This window comes from Microcoleus sp. B3-D7, assembly GCF_036705305.1.
In the GTDB taxonomy this organism is placed as follows: domain Bacteria; phylum Cyanobacteriota; class Cyanobacteriia; order Cyanobacteriales; family Microcoleaceae; genus Microcoleus.
Genome location: NZ_JAUBUE010000015.1, coordinates 75,038 through 93,213 on the forward strand (window position 1 = coordinate 75,038; position 18,176 = coordinate 93,213).

Genomic DNA, 18,176 nt, shown 5'->3' on the forward strand with positions numbered 1-18,176 from the left:
TACCCTTCGTAAAGTAGCACCAATAAAATTCCAGCAAATTTTAGCCCCTGCAATTTAAACAATTTAGGTAATGATTTCTACCGCCGACCCCACTGTATCCGTTATTATCCCAGTCCACAACGGGGGCGCTTTCTTCCGCACCTGTTTGTCAAAACTGGCTCAAGCTGTGCCCAGGCCGATCGAGATTATTGTAGTAGCAGATGGCGAAAGCGACGGTTCCTGGCGTCTGGCCAACGAATTCGGCGCCAAAGTCATCAGGATTCCCGAATGCGGGGGGCCAGCGCGGGCAAGGAATTTGGGTGCCCAGGCTGCAAAGGGAGATATTCTGTTTTTTGTGGATGCTGATGTCGCTGTTTGTCCAGACGCTGTGGGCTATGCGATATCGGTGTTCAAAAATAATCCCTACTTAGCTGCTTTCATTGGCTCTTACGACGATGCTCCTGGAGATCCTGATTTTCTATCGCAGTACAGGAACTTGCTGCACCACTACGTTCACCAAACAGGTAACGAAGAAGCTTCGACTTTTTGGGGCGCTTGCGGAGTGATTCGCCGGGAAATTTTTTTGCAAATGGGCGGCTTTAATGAGAGTTACCGCCAAGCTTCGATCGAAGATATTGAGTTCGGCTACCGTTTGAAACAAGCAGGTTATAACATTCGGCTGTGCAAAACATTGCAGGTTAAGCATTTAAAGCGGTGGAAACCTATGGGTATGGTGAAAGCTGACTTTTTCTACCGAGCACTGCCTTGGACAGAACTGATTTGGCGCGATCGCAAATTGAATAACGACCTCAACTTGCAAGTTTCAAACCGCATCAGCGTGATTTTAACTTATGCAGTGCTACTGGCAATTTTGGGGACGTGCTGGTCGCTGAGCTTTCTGCTACTGGCTGGTTTGCTGGCAATACCGCTGGTAGCAATTAATGCACCACTTTACCGATTTTTTTACCGTAAACACGGTATCCTATTTGCCCTAAAAACAATTCCTTGGCACTGGCTTTTTTACTTTTACAGCGGACTGGCATTCGCGATCGGCACTGGTCGCTATTTATACCAAAAAAAGCCTGTGACTGGCAAAGTTAGCTTGCCGGTATCCGCTCAATAAATCAAGGCAAATTGTGCTTAAACATCAGGTCGAGCGCTCGTTTCTCAGGGTATTCACGGGTGCATCTATCACTGTGACAAGTTATAAATAACTGTATAGTTTGGATAAAAAAGCTGGAGGTAGGCTGAGTGAAACATTATCCTGTTGCGATCGTCGGTGCAGGCCCTGCGGGCTTGACTGCTGCCTACGAGCTCGTCAAGCAAGGCATCATCCCTGTTGTACTAGAAAAAGGTGATAAAGTTGGGGGAATAGCTCGCACCGAAACCTACAAAGGCTATCGTTTCGACATTGGTGGCCACCGCTTTTATACTAAAGTTGAAGCCGTGCAGCAGTTGTGGCAAGAGGTGCTGGGAAATGAGTTTATTAAAGTGCCACGATTGTCGCGAATTTTTTATCGAGGGAAATTTTTTAACTATCCGATTAGTGCCTTCAATACTCTCTTTAATTTGGGCATAATTGAGAGTACGCTGATTATTTTGAGTTATCTGAAAGTGAGAATTTGGCCACTTACGGAAGAAAAAACTTTTGAACAGTGGGTGATCAATCGTTTTGGCGAGCGCTTGTATAAAACATTTTTTAAGACTTACACTGAAAAAGTTTGGGGCATTCCTTGTTCGGAAATTCAAGCAGATTGGGCGGCGCAGCGCATTAAAGGATTGTCGCTGACGACTGCAATTATTAATGCTTTGTTTGGCAGCAACGACACTAAAACATTAATCAAAGAGTTTGATTATCCGGCTTTGGGGCCGGGGATGATGTGGGAAAAATTCGCGGAAGCTGTGGAGAATAAAGACGGCAAAGTTTATCTGGATACTAAAGTGATTAGCTTTGAGCGTGAAGGTAATAAGATTAAAAGTATTACTGCGGAGCAAAACGGAGAAGTAGTTCAATATTCGGCGGATAATTTCATTACGAGTATGCCGATATCGGCACTGGTAGCAAGACTGAAACCGCAGCCACCAGAAGAGGTGCTGCACGCGGCGCGCTCGCTCAAATATCGAGATTTTTTAATTGTATCACTGATTGTCAATCGCAAGGATTTGTTTCCTGACAACTGGATTTACATTCACTCTCCCGAAGCCAAAGTTGGACGAATTCAAAACTTTAAGAATTGGAGCGTCGCTTTAGTTCCTGATGTCAGCAAAAGTTGTTTAGGAATGGAATATTTCTGTAGCGTAGGCGACGAGATTTGGGAAATGTCGGACGCGCAACTTATCGAATTAGCAACTCGCGAGTTGGTTGGTTTGGGTTTAGCAACAACTGCCGAGGTGGAAGATGGAGTTGTCATACGGCAACTTAAAGCTTATCCAGTTTATGATGGGGAATATCGAGGACACTTGCAGGTACTTGAAGGTTTTTTGAAGGGATTTGAGAATTTGCAGACGATCGGGCGCAACGGTATGCACCGATACAACAACCAAGACCATTCCATGCTGACGGGGATGCTGGCTGTGAGAAATATTCTCGGGGAAAAGCACGATTTGTGGGATGTGAATACTGAGCGATCGTACTATGAAGATTTTTCAGTTGATCGCTCAAAAGAAAAAAAGGATTCGTCTTTGATTTCGCAATCAAGCTGATTTGACGCTGGAGCTTTGAGAAAGGGAAAGGAAATCTGTATTTTCCTTTCCCTTTTAGTTTTTAACTGGTTGAACAGGTTTTAACTGGTTCCCCGGAAGATCCTGGAAACCCATTGACCGAGGCTCTCCGTCGTTTCCTGGCCTGGTACGCCTTCCCAGGAAGTTCACGGGAACGAGAGAAGAAGCTTGTTGCAGCGGTGTATCTTTAAGAGTTCACGTAAAAGTTGAAAATCTGTGCTAACTCTTGACTTACAGACTTAGAGAGTGGAAATATGCTAAAACGCAACCAACAAACGAACCAACCTATGAACTTTTCCCAGAAGTCAGGCGGCAAAAGTGCCACACCCCCAAAAATCAACTCAACACACAATCTCGGCGCCGCAGGATTGCGAAAATTACTTTTTGCCGCCGGAATAGCCTCTCTGTGCGCTAGCTGTCAAAATCCTCCAGCACCCACCGCCACAACTCCCGGAGGGAGCCCCGGAACCAGTCCCGCAGCCACTCCCGTCGCAGTCAGCAGCCCCGGAGACCCAAATACTGTCAAAATAGTCTCCATGCTCCCGATGACAGGCAGCGCCTTGGGTCAAGCTCAAACAATGGTCAACGGCATCCAACAAGCCCTCGCCGAAACCGACTCCAAAGCTTGCGACGGCAAAATCCAAATTCAATACGAAGTTTTCGATGACGCCACCGCCGCCGCCGGCAAATGGGACCCGGCCCAAGTAACGTCGAACTCCAACAAAGCCGTCGCTGACGGTTCGGTAGTTGCCGTCATCGGTCACTATAACTCCGGTGCCGCCAAACTTTCCATTCCCGTGCTCAACCAAGCTAACATCGTCATGATCAGTCCGGCCAACACTTATCCGGGGCTGACTAAACCAGGAAAAGGCGAAGCCAAAGAACCCAACGTTTATTATCCTGCTGGCACTCGCAATTTCACTCGCGTTGTCCCCGCTGACGACCTTCAAGGGGCTGTAGCTGGCAACTGGGCGAAATCTTTAGGCGTGCAAAAAGTCTACATTCTCGACGACCAAGAACTCTACGGCAAAGGCATCGCTGATGTTTTTGAAGCCACTGCTAAAAAGTTGGGAATTGAAGTCCTCGGAAGAGAGGGAATTGATATTAAAGCTAGCGACTATAAGGCGTTAATGAATAAGATCAAAGCTTTAAATCCCGACATGATTTACTTCGGTGGCACTACTCAGAGCAATGCCGGACAAATAATTAAAGACATGAGAAATGTTGGGATGGCGGCTGATGCAGTTAAGTTCATGGGGCCCGACGGCATTAAAGACCAAGCTTTAATTGACGCGGCTGGCAAAGATGCTCAAGGAATTTACGCTACTTTTGGCGGCTTGCCTCCTCAAGAATTGACAGGTGCCGGTGCGAAGTGGTACGAAAGTTACAAGGCAAAATATAATGCTGAACCGGAAGCTTATGCAGCTTACGCCTATGAAGCTGCTAAAGTTGCGATCGGCGCAATTAATAAAGTTTGCAAAAATGACCGCGCTGCTATCCGCGAAGCTGTCTTGGCAACTAAAGATTTTAACGGGGTACTCGGCACTTGGAGTTTTGACACCAACGGCGACACGAGCTTGACTACAATGTCAGGAAATGTTGTTAAAGGTGGCAAGTGGGAGTTCGTGAATGCGCTCAAGACGGAATAATTAATTAGAAGGAAGAGGGAAGAGGAAGAAGGAAGAAGAAAGAGGGAAGAAGGGAGAAAAATCATTCAAGTTGTTTGATTTCCCAATCCCCAATTTCCAATTTTCCCTTCCCAATTTCGCCTTCCTAATTTGCAATTACAAATTCCCAATTACTCAAAAACATGAAGAACTGGAAAAGTATTCTCTTATATCTAGGTGTAGTTTATATAGTTTTGCTATTAGGCCCGCTCGCAGGATTTGATTTACCAAAAATCGTTGGAGAAATAGTCAGCAGTCCTGAAGTTTTTATCCAACAATTATTAGTTGGTCTTGTCAACGGTGCGCTGATTGCAATTATTGCTTTGGGTTACACTATGGTTTATGGCATTATTGAGTTAATCAATTTTGCTCACGGCGATTTGTATATGTTGGGGGCTTTTGCTTCCCTAACTGTGTTCGGGGCTTTTGGCATTCAAGATGGCGCATCTTTAGGTACTGCTATACCGGTGATGCTAGTCGCTTTAATTGTATGTTCGGTATTTTGTGCTGCGCTGAATATTGTTGTAGAAAAATACGCTTATCGACCTTTGCGAAATGCTCCCCGTTTGGCTCCTTTAATTTCAGCGATTGGAGTTTCTTTTATTTTCCAAAATATGGGGCTGTTTTGGGGAGGATTGAAAGCTTTTATTCCGGTGATGGGTTCTAATTCTGCTGCGCCGAAAAGCTTTCCGGATTTGTTGCCGCGAGTTGATATCCTCAAAGCTTTGGGAATTCAAACGAGTATTGTATTTACTACTAAAGATTTAATTGTGTTGGTGGTGGCGGTGGTATTGATGGTTTTGCTTCATGTTTTTGTCCAGTACACTCGTCTGGGAAAGGCGATGCGGGCAACTGCTCAAAGCCGCGATGCTGCTAAAATTATGGGCATTAATGTGGATCAGATTATTGCTCTGACTTTTTTGATTGGGGGAGCTTTGGCGGGTTCGGCTGGGATTCTGGTGGGTTTGTACAACAATACTATTGTGTTTACGATGGGGTTTACGGCCGGTTTGAGGGCTTTTACGGCGGCAGTTTTGGGAGGGATTGGCAATATTGTGGGGGCGATGTTAGGAGGGGTTTTGATTGGGTTGCTTTCGTCTTTGAGCGATCAGTATTTGTCGAGTCGCTGGACTAATGCTTGGGTGTTTGGGGTTTTGGTGGTGATTTTGGCTTTTCGTCCAGGGGGCTTGTTGGGTGAAAATGTTCAGGAGAAGGTTTGAAATTGCGCGGTTTAAATAATGGCAAGAGAGTAAGTATATCTAAAAAAACCTCGCCCCCAAACCCCCGAATTCTTTAAGAAGTTGGGGAACTAAAAGCGATCGCGTTTTACGTTTTTGTTTTACGTTTTAAATATTTCCTGGTTTGAGCCAGCCAAAAACTTCGCCTAAAGTCAACTGCATTTCCGGCATAAATTTGGGCATCAGAAGTATATCGGTTGGTTCTTGCAATGAAATCGGCTGCTGCCTTGCGGGATAGGCTAAAATGTTTTTTTCATCCGGATCGACCAACCAACCCATCTGACAACCGGCGTTCAAACAGTGCAAAATATTGTTTGTGACTTTGGTTTGGCTTTGGGCTGGGGACAATATTTCTATTGTCCAGTCTGGGTGAGCATTAAATGTATTGGCAATTTCGCCATCAGCGTCTAGGGGAATGCGATTCCAAACAAAAATGGCGACATCGGTGACAATAGAACGTCCGCCAAACGTGCAGCGAAGTTCTGGTAGGGCTAGGGCAATTTGCGGTTTCTCTGCGATGTCGTTGGTGACTGTTACGAGTCTGCCTTGTAGTTTGCTGTGTTTTCCTTGTGGCATAGGTTTTTGTACGATCGCACCTTTGATGTATTCGCTAGCGGGTTTTGTTTCTGGGAGTTGCAAAAACTCGTCGAGAGTGATAGTTTTTTGAGGTGCTTGTACCATATAGCGATCGCCCGTTTGAAGTGTGTTCCGGTAACAGTTCCAGTATATTTGAAGTTTCGAGCGCTTTGGTGAAACAATCGCTCTCAAAACACTCTAAACTGTACCTAGCCCGCTCAGCAGTTTCCCGAACCAGCCGTCGATCGAGTTGCTTGAGGCAGTAATTGGCATCGCCCGCGTCAGTCGCATCTATAAAACTGCGATTCCTAGCATTCTTTCATCTAACTACTAACTGCTGACTAATAACTAATGACTAATAATTTATTACTATGTCAAAAAAAATAATTAATGCGATCAAATCGACTGGTATTTTAGGAGCGATCGCCTCTTTGACTGTTCTGTTATTCGGGGGTTGGAGCGGCACTGTGATCGGCTGGCTGATGGGTACGGCGGCGGGCTTTATTAGCTGTCGGGATCAGAAGGTTTACAGCCCGAAAATGGGTGCGACTATCGGCAGTTTAGCGGGATTAGGATTGGGAGTTTGGCTATTAATTGCGAGTGTGTTAGAAGGGGTTTTGATTAGACCTTTTTCTGGTCAATCTGCTGTGGCTTTGCCGACGACGCTGCTGTACGGGATTTGCAGTTTGACGATCGCAATTTTGACCGCTACGTTAATGGGTGCTTTGCAGGGTTTGCAGGGAGAACGCCAGCGGCTGGCAACTCTGGTAACATTAGCTTTTATTCTAATTCTGTTTCCGTTTATCGACATTCAGGCTCAGACTGGCTGGATTGCTACTGTAGTACAGATCCAAATCTTTATTATGTTGGCGCTGGGTTTGAATATTACTGTGGGTTTTGCGGGTTTGTTGGATTTGGGATATGCGGCGTTTTTTGCGATCGGCGCTTACACGACGGCTTTGCTATCTTCTGGGCAGTTAAATATTGCTTGGAATTTTTGGGTGGTACTGCCGATCGCGGCCGGTGTAGCTGCGATCGCGGGCGTAATCCTGGGTATTCCCACACTACGACTCAAGGGCGATTATTTGGCAATTGTTACCCTCGGTTTTGGCGAAATTATCCCGGTTGTCTTTAGGAATTTAACCGCGATTCGGATTGATGAACCAGTCTCGAAGATTGTTGCTTCCCTGTTGGGTAAACCTGAGTTGGTGCTGTGTCTGGTTGGGTGCGATCGACCTTTTAACCTCACCGGCGGCGAAGCGGGCATAAACCCGATCGGGCGTCCATCTCTCCCCATTATCGGCACTTTCAGCACCGGCAACTACTTTCCCTGGTACTACCTAATTTTGCTGCTAGTTGTCTTCGCTTACTTCATGATTTCGCGACTGCGAGATTCCCGCTTGGGCAGGGCGTGGAATGCCATGCGCGAAGATGAGTTAGCGGCTAGTGCGATGGGCATTAACCTGGTCAAAACCAAACTTTCGGCTTTTGCGATGGGAGCGACGTTTTCGGGCTTTGCAGGCGCGTTTTACGCGGCCTATATCAGCGCGATTTTTCCCAGCGTTTTCGATTTCTCGGTGTCGGTAATAATCCTGTGTATGGTGATTTTAGGCGGTTTGGGCAACATGACCGGGGTGATTTTGGGCGCTATCATTATCATGTCTGCCGATCGGCTTTATCTGCCACAATTAGCGCAAGTCCTGAAGGGTTTTCTGAATACTTTTGTACTCCCTAGGATTGCGATTCCGCAGTTGCGAGACTTTCTGGCAACCAGTTTAGACCCGATTCAAATGCGCTTATTTCTATTCGGTCTAACTCTTGTTGTCATGATGCTCGTGCGACCAGAGGGGCTGATTCCTGATAAGATACACCAAGCTGAACTGCATTCGGATGCTGAAGCGAGCAATGAGTCTTTAGCCGATGCGAGAAGTCAATAAATTGGTAAGGGCAAAAACCATAGTATTTTGTAGGCAGGTTTAGCTAAGAATCTAGGATGAAAGGGAGTTTAGGGGTATAAACACCCCCGTCCCCATCTAATGTTTATTTGTAACCAACTACTTAGTAAGGGTGAAAGATTAGCCATGAAAAATGTAACTGGTACTGCTTTTATCGTTGCGGAATTTAGAGCCGAAGAGAATGAAGAGGCAATGCCTCTTTACACTGATCATGTAGTAAAAATATGGCTGAATGAGGAAACCAAAAAAGTAGCTAGCCAAATAGCTCAAAACTCTCCGGCAGCCAAAGAAATGGTTAAGTTGCGGACTAAATATTTTGATGATGTTTTGTCCAATCAAATTTTAGGAGGTTGCAAGGAAGTAGTTATTTTAGGTTCGGGTTTGGATACTCGCGCTGCTAGAATTAATGGAGAAGGAGTGATTTATTTTGAAATAGACGACCCCGCGACTCTTCAATTAAAAGAAGAAACTCTCAAAGCTAACAAAGTTACTGCTAATGTTCGCTACATTCCAGGCGATTACGTAAAAGACGGTTTAATCTCCTTGCTGAAACAGAGTGAATTTGATTTCACTCGACCCACCTATTTTTTGTGGGAAGGCAACACAACCTTGCTTGCCAAAAAAGAGGTAATATTTGTGTTAGAACAAATTCGCGACAATGTTCATAATTTTCGATTGTCTTTTGATTATATGTCGGAAAAGGTGATTTCGAGAACGACAGGCTACCAAGATATCAATGATTACATAGATAAATACGAAAGTATGTATGCACCTTGGATTAATGGGTTTGAAAACATTGCAACTTTGGCTGACGAACTCAATCTCAAAGTTATTGAAAACTTTTCGACTGCCGATTTGCACGCACAATATCGCCCTCGCCGTTCGCTAGAATCTAATCTGTTTAAGTTCTATTTTGTTTGTACCTTAGAGAATCTGTCGTAAAATTTCCTAAATTGATTCACGATCGCACTACTATAAAATCTTAGAAAACAGAACCAAAATGTCATTATTAGAAGCACAACAACTTACAATGCGATTCGGCGGTTTGACTGCGGTCAACCAGGTTAGTTTAACCTTGGAAAAAGGATCGATCGCCAGTTTGATCGGCCCCAACGGTGCGGGCAAGACTACTTTTTTTAATATGCTGACGGGTATCTACAAACCGAGTGGGGGACAATTGGTACTTGAAAATAAAAATATCACGGGTTTACCGCCGGATCGCCTGACAACTTTCGGCATTGCTAGAACTTTTCAAAATATCCGCTTGTTTAACAACATGACTGTGCTGGATAATGTTTTAGTAGGTAGACACTGCCGATTAAAAACAGGTTTGTTGGGTGCAATTCTCCGCCCCCCGGCTGCGATGATTGAGGAACGGGAAGCTAAAATAAAAGCGCTCACTATGCTGGATTTTGTCGGTTTAGGTGCTGCTAAAGCGCCGGAGTTGGCAAAAAATCTTTCCTACGGGGATCAGCGCAGATTGGAAATTGCCAGGGCTTTGGCTTCCGATCCGAAAGTGTTGCTTTTGGACGAACCGACGGCGGGGATGAACCCGAACGAAACGGCTGATTTAACTCGCTTTATTTACCGAATTCGCGATGAGTTGAATTTGAGTATTTTGCTGATTGAACATGATATGAAGGTGGTGATGGGAATTAGCGATCGCGTTAGTGTGATGGAGTATGGTACTAAAATTGCTGAGGGAACTCCAGATCAAGTTCGCGCCGATCCTCGCGTTATTGAGGCATATTTGGGAAAAGAAGAAGAGGGCAATGGATAATACAGAATAACTCGATACCAGACTTCTTATTAAAGAAGTCTGGTATCTAACAGCGATAGTTGACCTACTTAGATGTTTTGCGTCATTCGTAAACTTTTGATTTAACTTCAGACAATTGATTTTTAAGTTTTCTCCTCTTGGTCAGGAAACCGAAAAACAGGGCAGTGCCTAATATAGTAGTAGGTTCGGGAACTGGTTGCGCTTGTGCCGCTGCCATATTGTCCTTAACTTCTACTAATCTTAAATTAGTGCTGCTTTCAAAAGTTCGCGAATACACTCCGGAAGTATACAAACTCAGGCTTTTTGTGTTATCTTGATCGAGAAAAGCAAAATTAATTTGTGTGGGGTTAAAGTTTCCCACGAGGTTGTATGACAAACTCAATTCCGGGGCTTTAAAAGAGTGCAAACCGATCCCAAATTGAAATGATTCTAAAAGAATGTTAGAAACAGTGTCAATTAATGCAAAAGATATACTGCCTGTGGCGCTAGCCCATTCTGATTGGGGATTACTAACAGATGTTAAAAGATGTAAAATAGTCTGAACACTGAAGGAAAAAGTTTCTTTGGCCTTAATAGAGAAGTCACCGATCACTGCAGCTTGACTTTGGGCTAAACCGAAATAGTTATTCCCGCTGCCTATGACTTCACTTTGCGAGAAATTTCCTGCCAGCAATTCGTGACAGTTAGATATAAAAACTGCCTCAGCGTTCGCTTGGCTAATAACTGAACTGGTGTTAGCTATTGTCTGATCGTTAATGTTAGTAACTGTACCTGTGTCAGTCGGTGTGTGACTGAAGTTTTCAATCGTTACTGCTGTCAGAGAACCGGCTATTGTGGCAGCACTGCTGGGCGCTATACCTACACTCAAGCTGGTTACTAAAGGAGTGGCTAATAAAAATGCGATCGATCCACTAATGTGATTGAATTTCATGGTAAATTTCCTTAAATTTGAAAACTTTTAAGTGCTGTTATTGGTAAGTTGTAGCGGTTGGTTTCGCTTACGTATTAATACTACCTATTTACTGAGAGCTTTTTATAAAGCTACTGTCAAGAAATCTTGTGTTTAAGTAAAAATTCTGTAAAGTTAGTCGCCACAGCTACTAAAAATACATTGTATGGGAGCTAGGGCTGGTGTGGATCTAAGTAAAATTACTGATTACTCTAAAAAAAGTTAATTTTAAATAAATGCAATAAAAATTTATAATTAGTCTGGATAATATAATAAAGCACAAAGCAGAAAGAGTAATTATGTTGGAAATCAAAGACATTCATACCTACTACGGAAATATTCACGCTCTCAAAGGAGTATCGCTAACAGTGTCGCAGGGAGAAGTTGTGACATTAATTGGCAGCAACGGGGCGGGGAAAACGACCACTCTCCGCACGATTCAAGGACTGCTGCGCCCGCGCCAAGGCACTGTATTATTTGAGGGAAAGCCTTTAGAAGCACTATCTACAGAGGCGATCGTCCGTTTGGGGATTTCTCAAAGTCCCGAAGGGCGGTTGATTTTTCCGCGAATGACGGTGCAAGAAAACCTAGAAATGGGTGCTTATCTCCGCAACGATACTCTCGGTATCAAGTCCGATATGGAAAAAGCATTAAATTTATTTCCTCGTTTGCGAGAAAGAATTAGTCAAAAAGGGGGAACTCTCAGCGGCGGCGAACAGCAAATGCTGGCGATCGCCCGCGCTTTGATGTCGCGCCCCCGCTTGCTATTATTGGACGAGCCGAGTATGGGATTGGCACCGATGTTAGTCAGTCAAATTTTTGCGATCGTCCGCGATATTAATGCTGAAGGAACAACTATTTTACTGGTGGAACAAAACGCCCGCATGGCTTTAAGTGTAGCCCACCGCGGCTATGTCATTCAAACCGGTCAGGTTGTAGTGGCCGGTACTGCTAGTGATTTGCAGTCAAATGAAACTGTTCGCAAAGCATATTTAGGTGAAAGTTAAATATGGGCATTGGGCATTGGGCATTGGGCATTGGGCATCGAAACTGACAACTAACAACCAAAAACCAACAAATAACAAATAATATCGTTTCCGGTTGCATCGCTATTGTTCAAACAGTCAACAGTCAACAGTCAACAGTCAACAATTCCGGAGGAGTGCAACCGGAATTGATATAACAAATTACCCTATTTGCGATCGCAACTTCCCCGTTTCCAATTCCGTCTCAAAAGCCGCCCGCACCTTTTCCCACTCCGCTTGGGCTTCCAACAGGCGATCGCGCGCCGTACTCACATCAAAAACCTGTTCCCCTCCAGACTCAACCGCCACGCGGCCCATATACTCCAACTCCTTGCAAACAGCAGAAAAAGACACGGCTCCTAAATTGGCGCTGCTCGACTTCAGCGTGTGAGAAGCCAGTTTCAAACTATCAGCATCCCCCAGAAAAATAGCCTCCTTAATAGTTTCTAAATGTTGCGGTGCGTCTACCAAATATATCTTAATCAACTCCCCCAAAAAATCTGGGTCTTCATCATCATCTAGCTCGCGAAGATTTTGCAAAATATGAAAATCAATCGGCGAATCTGCTCCCTGTTGAACGCTCGAAGATGCCGCAGTATCACTGTCAACTCGATCGGAAATATCTTGATTGTTTTGCTCAGTAGCCGCATCTAATTCATCCCGAATCAGAGGTGAGCACTTGCTTAAGGCGATCGCCAACTCTTCCCGGCGTACCGGCTTAGTAATATAATCGTCCATACCTGCTTCCAGACACTTTTCGCGATCGCCCTGCATTGCATTAGCAGTCATCGCAATAATTCTCGGCTTCTTGTTAGCAGGCCATTCCTGACAAATCCGGCGCGTCGCTTCCAACCCATCCATGTTCGGCATCTGCACATCCATCAGCACAACATCGTAAGATTGCCGCTTCAGCGCCTCCAAAACCTCCAACCCATTAGCTGCAATATCAGCCCGATATCCTATCCTGTCGAGTAAATGCGTAGCGACTTTTTGATTCACCACATTGTCCTCAGCCAGCAAAATCCGAATCTGAGTAGAATTAGCTGCATCCTGTCCGCCAGAATTCGCCGCAACCTGCCTCAAAACAGCAGGCGTCCGCTGCACGCGGTGCTGTTCTTGAGAATTTTCAAAATACTTCAATCCCGAAGTCAAAGTCACCACATTTGAAACTTCTCCCCTGCCGCTTCTGCCAGTAACATATCCAAAAACTTGCAGCAACACATTATAAAACTGAGACTGTTTTAAAGGCTTAGTTAAAAAAGCTGAAAAATGTACCTCTGTAGTTTCAAGTTTTTTCCAAACTTCCGCCTTACTTAAATAAGTAAACAGCACCAAAGGTAGTGCTATTTTGCGAGGGTTGTTAGCGATGACATTCGGATTTTGACCGTCGCCGCCGGACAAATTGCTCAGCTCAAATTTCCGAATCTCCACAGCCAAAGCCACACCGTCCATATCTGGTAGATTCATCGCCAAAATAGCTAAATCGAGCGGCGAGTTTCCTTTGATGATTTCCAAAGCCTCAGCACCCGAAGTTACAGCCACGGGTATCATTCCCCAAGACTCTGCCTGACGGATCAAAACTTGCCGGTTAATGGCATGATGCTCAACAATTAACAAGCGCTTACCAGCCGCAAATTCGGGCCTTTTTTCCTCAGCCCGGATGTCATTCGCTTCAGCAGTCACCGTGAAATAAAAAATCGAACCCGAACCCGATATCGACGGCGGAGTAAATTCTGCAGGCGACATTCCAGCGATACTTTGTCCGATCGCAGAAACAGCCGGTTGAGACTTAGAACTTCGCGGATCAACCTGGCTGACAACCCACATTGTACCGCCCATCATATCGCTCAAACGCTGGCTGATAGCCAGTCCCAAACCCGTCCCGCCGTAATGTCGCGTTGTCGAAGCATCCACCTGCGAAAAAGCTTTAAACAGGCGATCCATCCGGTCTGGCGGAATGCCAATTCCCGTATCTTGGACAGCAAATTGAATCTCGTATTGTCTGCTACGTGCCACCTCTCTCTGGTTAATTGCTAGCGGTTGTGGCTCTAGAATATTAATTTTATCTGGCAAACTGTTAGCAGCTACCTGTTCAATTTGCCTAGCCGTACAGCACACCACAATTTCTCCAGATTCTGTAAACTTAACTGCATTGCCCAGCAGATTTACCAAAATTTGGCGCAGCCTCGTGACATCTCCTAAAATGTTTTTCGGAACGGAATCATCAATAAAATAAGCCAGCTCTAAACCTTTTTCGGAGGCTCTAGGAGCCAGTAATTCCAGAGATTCTTCTATACAGTTTTGCAGCTCGAATGGGCTGCGTTCCAAATCCAATTTTCCCGATTCAATCTTGGAAAAGTCGAGAATATCGTTAATAATAGTCAGCAAAGCATCGCCGCTGGTCCGAATTGTCTCCACAAAATCCCGCTGTTCAGGAGTTAGTTCCATATCCAGCAGCAAGCCCGTCATCCCGATTACCGCATTCATCGGAGTGCGGATTTCGTGACTCATAGTCGCTAAAAATTCGCTCTTAGCTCTATTAGCAACTTCCGCCGCTTGTCGCGCTTGATCCAAAGCTTCATTTTGCTCTGCTAACTGTCGCTGTCGCTGAACTTCGGTTTCTAAAAGTTGTGCTTGAGCTAAGGTAATTCCAACTTGCGCGGCCACATCTTCTAACAGTTCAATTTCGTCGGGATTCCACTGGCGAGTTGCATCGCACTGGTGCAAAGTAATAATTCCATTCGGTTCTCCTTGATAGGAAGTGCGAACAGCCAACATAGATTTTAATCCGATGCGGCGGCACATCGGCCCCGAAGATTCCAGCAAAGGATCGGCAAACACATCGGGAGATGCCAGGGCTATATCCTCAGCGAGGAGTTTTTCTGTGTAGGGGTTATAAGTGACAGAAAGTTCTAAATCTAAAGCCGATTCGTGACCGGGTTCTAAGTATTCTGCGACGCAAGGAAGGTGGGGATAAGGTTCGGAAAGATAGGTGTGAATTGTACAGCGATTGACACCAAATACGCGGCCGATTTGGGTGGCGGTAGTTTGAAAAATTTCTTGAGTGTCTAAGGTCGATCGCACTTTTTGAGTAATTTGTTTGAGTAGTAAAACGCGCTGGTACTGACGTTGCAAAGTTCGCTCTCGCTCTTCGCGGGCAATTTCTGCGCCGATGTAATTGCCCATCAACTTTAAAATTTCAAAATTCAGCGGTTTAAAAGGAGATTTAGTGGTGCGGGAAGTAAAGCTCAAAGTGCCAAAAATCCGCCCTTGCACTATTACCCTCGTCCCCACAAAAGCCTCCAACTTGCGGACGCTGTAAGCGGGGTGATTGCGCCACTGAGTAGTGCCGGCTGATTCCACAGAAATAGGTTCGCTCGATCGCAAAACCTCTCGCTCAAAGGTTCTGCTCAAAGCAAAACCGTCTCCTTTAGCAAATCCAAACGGAAAATCTTCCGGTACATAAGCAGCAATCACTTCGTAGCGATCGCCCAAAACCCTGCCCAACAGCCCGATATCCATCCCAAACTGACTACAGCCCATTGCCAGCAACCGGATCGTTCGCTCGTCAAAAGAGCCTTCCGAGCTCACCATTACCTCGTAGAGCGATCGAATTGCTCGCTCGCTTTCCCGCAGTTCCTCAACTCCTTCGAGGCGGTTGCAGACATCGTGCAAAGTCCCGAAAATTCCCGCTATTTCGCCTTGGGAATTCCGGCGAACTTGGGCAAATAGTTCTACGGAAACAAAGCCGGAATTACTGTGAATTCCCAAGGAGTTTTTCCCCGGAACCGACTTGGACTTAAATCGCAGTTCTCGCCGTTCAAATTCCGACTTACCCGACAGCAAAGACTCAAATAAATTTGCACATTGCTCGCGCTCATCTGGATGCACCCACTCTAAAAAATTAGTTTCCAAACTTTCGGACACCGAGAAATTCGTAATTTCCGTCCAAGCGCGGTTGAGAAATTTCCAAACCCCCGCCGCATCTATGTGGAAAATTACTGTTGCTTTCAAAGAGTCAAATAGATGGAATTGTTCTCGATCATGCTCGCGGTTTTTGACTTCAAACTGCTTGTTTGGAGTAATATCTGTGTGAGTTCCTACTACCCGCAGCGGTTTCCCGGTAGCGCTGCGTAAAACTTGACCTCGGTTCAGCACCCAGACAGTGCTGCCGTCTTTACAGTACATCCGATATTCTGCTGCAAAATCCGGTGTCTTTTGGGCGAAGTGGTCTTCTAAAGCTGCCTTTACCGAGTCAATATCATCTCGGTGGATGCGACTCCACCATTCCGATCGGCGATTCGAGATTTCCCCTTCTTGGTAGCCCAGCATTTCTTGCCACCGCGCCGAATAAAAAAACTCATCTGTTTCGAGATTCCAGTCCCAAATCCCCTGATTATTGACTGGAGGGGGGAGATTGGGCCGCTCTACGACACTGTAGTGAGAAATTTCAGCCATCTCGTGGCTATTTGCTGCTGTCCGCTGTATTTCTGCTGAGAGTTTTTTGTATTGAGCGTTGCTAGATTCTAGCTGGCGCTGCAAAGCAATTAAGCCAGAATGCAGAGATTTTGAATCCAGGGCTTGTAAAAGGATAGTTTTAGGATTGATAATCCCGATCGGGTGATTTGTTTCGTTGATGACTAATAAAGGCAACTGGCAGTAGTGTTTTTGCAGCAGCGCGACGGCTGCTTCGAGGCTAGAGTGCGATCGCACCAGTGGCGGCGAACTGCTGCAAATTGCTGCCGCTTTAATTTTGTTAGAGTCTCTTCCCAGCGCCTGCAACTGCACAATATCCCGCGAACTTACCACCCCAACCAGTTTGTGAAGGTTGGGATTTGTAAATTTGGAATTGTGAGCCGCACCAGTCGAGTGTTGATCGGGGGTTTCAGTGATTAATACATAACTAACATTGTGTCTAAACATCAGTTGCGCCAAATAGCGAACCGAAGAATTAGAAGGAGCGTGAATTATTCGTGAAGCTGCTATTTGAGGAATTTGATAAAGTTTAATTAAACTTGCGGGTAGCTCTAATTTCTGATTCACAATTGGCAGGGGCGGAGGAAACGCGAAAGCCGCAGGTGGCGAAGCGCTGCTAATTGCTTTTGGTGTCGGTTCCCCAATTCCCTGCAACATTTCCACCAAGCTTTGAGAGCTAATTAAACCGACAAGTTCTTCAGTCTCGCTGACGACGGGCAAATGGCTGATCTGATTTTTATCCAGCAGATTTGCTAAGGCAAAAAAGTCGGGAATTTCCGATTCTCGGGCTACAGTTACGGTTCTGATCATGATTTGCTCGATCGCAAATCCCCTCAAAGCAGCGCCGATCGAGTTTAGCTGTACGATATCTCGCGTTGTAAAAATCCCCAGCACTGTCTGGCTACTCGGATAGGGAGCTTTTGAGCCGTTGAGACGCAGCCCGTTGCCTCCTGCGTGTACCGCAGGCGGTATGCCGTAAAAACCCGACTGTTCCCGCGATTGTGGGGAAGCCCCGTTGGTGGGATTTCCGAGTTGAGAATGCCCGCGCGGTTCTACCACGAGGACGTAACTGGCTCCTGTGCTACTCATCAGCTCGATCGCCTTTTCTACGGGCGTCTCAGGGGTGACGGTGAGGGGATTGCGGTTGATGACCTGACTGAGGGAGGGAATAAACATCAGGGGGCATAAAAGTGATATTTGTTGGAAAAACCCGATCGCAAGCAGCAGATTGATTGAGAGGCTTTGCCCGCGAGATTTCCAAGCGCGCTCAAAGTTTCTGTACGATTAAACTCACCCCTACTTCCAGCATCTTGGCATTTAAAATTAATTCCGTGCCATATCCTGATCATTGACGGCTTCTGACTTTCAGAACCAATGCTATCTGCCAGAGGGCCCAGATGAAGGCGGGCGGGTAATTCCTCACCTAGCCTAACTGCTGCGGGTTTACGAGCAAGAATTTCTGCGATTGTCTAGACTGCACCCTACTTTCTGCCCCTCAACGGAACTCTCGCTCGCATTCTGTTTGAGGCAAGATACCTGCACGCTACCAATTTACCAGCGACAGGAGGGGAATCACAACAGGACGACTTAGGTATGGCAACTGTGCAATTAGGGGTTCGAGGGTTCAAGGGTTCCAGGGTTCCAGGGCCAAACAGGCAGAAAATAAATAATTCTGAGCATAACTAATTCTATCTTATCCCAATTATGGCTCAGAGGATTTGAGCTTCAATTCTGGCGATCGAACTTGATGAGAATAGCGCTGTTCCCCGCCAGTACAAAACTCGCATTGCCGCCCTTGGGCCTTAAGCTA

At 45.7% G+C, this 18,176-nt stretch carries 11 protein-coding genes; 8 read left to right on the top strand and 3 right to left on the bottom strand.

Features of this window, described 5'->3' with window-relative positions; all coding sequences use genetic code 11:
• Positions 1-70 precede the first annotated feature (70 nt).
• From QUB25_RS13095 to QUB25_RS13110, 4 genes are all read left to right on the top strand, one after another.
• Complete coding sequence (locus tag QUB25_RS13095; RefSeq protein ID WP_333183657.1) at positions 71-1,102, top strand: glycosyltransferase family 2 protein; 1,032 nt, start codon at positions 71-73, stop codon at positions 1,100-1,102.
• Between the two features lie 128 nt (positions 1,103-1,230).
• Positions 1,231-2,682, top strand: a complete 1,452-nt coding sequence (locus QUB25_RS13100) for an NAD(P)/FAD-dependent oxidoreductase (protein ID WP_333064085.1) — start codon at positions 1,231-1,233, stop codon at positions 2,680-2,682.
• 272 nt (positions 2,683-2,954) lie between these two features.
• Positions 2,955-4,349: a branched-chain amino acid ABC transporter substrate-binding protein gene (locus QUB25_RS13105; protein WP_333183658.1), complete on the top strand. Its 1,395-nt coding sequence runs from the start codon at positions 2,955-2,957 to the stop codon at positions 4,347-4,349.
• 161 nt (positions 4,350-4,510) lie between these two features.
• Positions 4,511-5,587, top strand: a complete 1,077-nt coding sequence (locus QUB25_RS13110; RefSeq protein WP_333183659.1) for a branched-chain amino acid ABC transporter permease — start codon at positions 4,511-4,513, stop codon at positions 5,585-5,587.
• Between the two features lie 126 nt (positions 5,588-5,713).
• Here the strand turns inward: QUB25_RS13110 and QUB25_RS13115 are convergent, their stop codons facing one another.
• Positions 5,714-6,286 (bottom strand): Uma2 family endonuclease, encoded by a 573-nt coding sequence (locus QUB25_RS13115; RefSeq protein ID WP_333183660.1) that lies wholly within the window; start codon positions 6,284-6,286, stop codon positions 5,714-5,716.
• 266 nt (positions 6,287-6,552) lie between these two features.
• Here QUB25_RS13115 and QUB25_RS13120 point away from each other — a divergent pair, with 266 nt between their 5' ends.
• The 3 genes from QUB25_RS13120 (at position 6,553) to QUB25_RS13130 (ending at position 9,916) form a co-directional block, all read left to right on the top strand.
• Positions 6,553-8,118 (top strand): ABC transporter permease subunit, encoded by a 1,566-nt coding sequence (locus QUB25_RS13120; RefSeq protein ID WP_333183661.1) that lies wholly within the window; start codon positions 6,553-6,555, stop codon positions 8,116-8,118.
• Positions 8,119-8,262: 144 nt separating this feature from the next.
• A complete protein-coding gene (locus QUB25_RS13125) occupies positions 8,263-9,078 on the top strand; it encodes an SAM-dependent methyltransferase (RefSeq protein ID WP_333183662.1) in 816 nt (271 codons plus the stop codon).
• 58 nt (positions 9,079-9,136) lie between these two features.
• Entirely contained in the window at positions 9,137-9,916 is a 780-nt protein-coding gene (locus QUB25_RS13130) for an ABC transporter ATP-binding protein (protein WP_333183663.1), read from the top strand.
• Positions 9,917-9,998: 82 nt separating this feature from the next.
• On the opposite strand, the gene QUB25_RS13135 is transcribed toward QUB25_RS13130, so the two are convergent.
• Entirely contained in the window at positions 9,999-10,847 is an 849-nt protein-coding gene (locus QUB25_RS13135) for a PEP-CTERM sorting domain-containing protein (protein ID WP_333183664.1), read from the bottom strand.
• Positions 10,848-11,164: 317 nt separating this feature from the next.
• On the opposite strand from QUB25_RS13135, the gene QUB25_RS13140 reads away from it, so the two are divergent.
• Positions 11,165-11,872: an ABC transporter ATP-binding protein gene (locus QUB25_RS13140; protein ID WP_006631855.1), complete on the top strand. Its 708-nt coding sequence runs from the start codon at positions 11,165-11,167 to the stop codon at positions 11,870-11,872.
• A gap of 180 nt (positions 11,873-12,052) precedes the next feature.
• On the opposite strand, the gene QUB25_RS13145 is transcribed toward QUB25_RS13140, so the two are convergent.
• Positions 12,053-17,542, bottom strand: coding sequence for a response regulator (locus QUB25_RS13145; RefSeq protein WP_333183665.1), 5,490 nt, complete (start codon positions 17,540-17,542; stop codon positions 12,053-12,055).
• Positions 17,543-18,176: the final 634 nt, after the last annotated feature.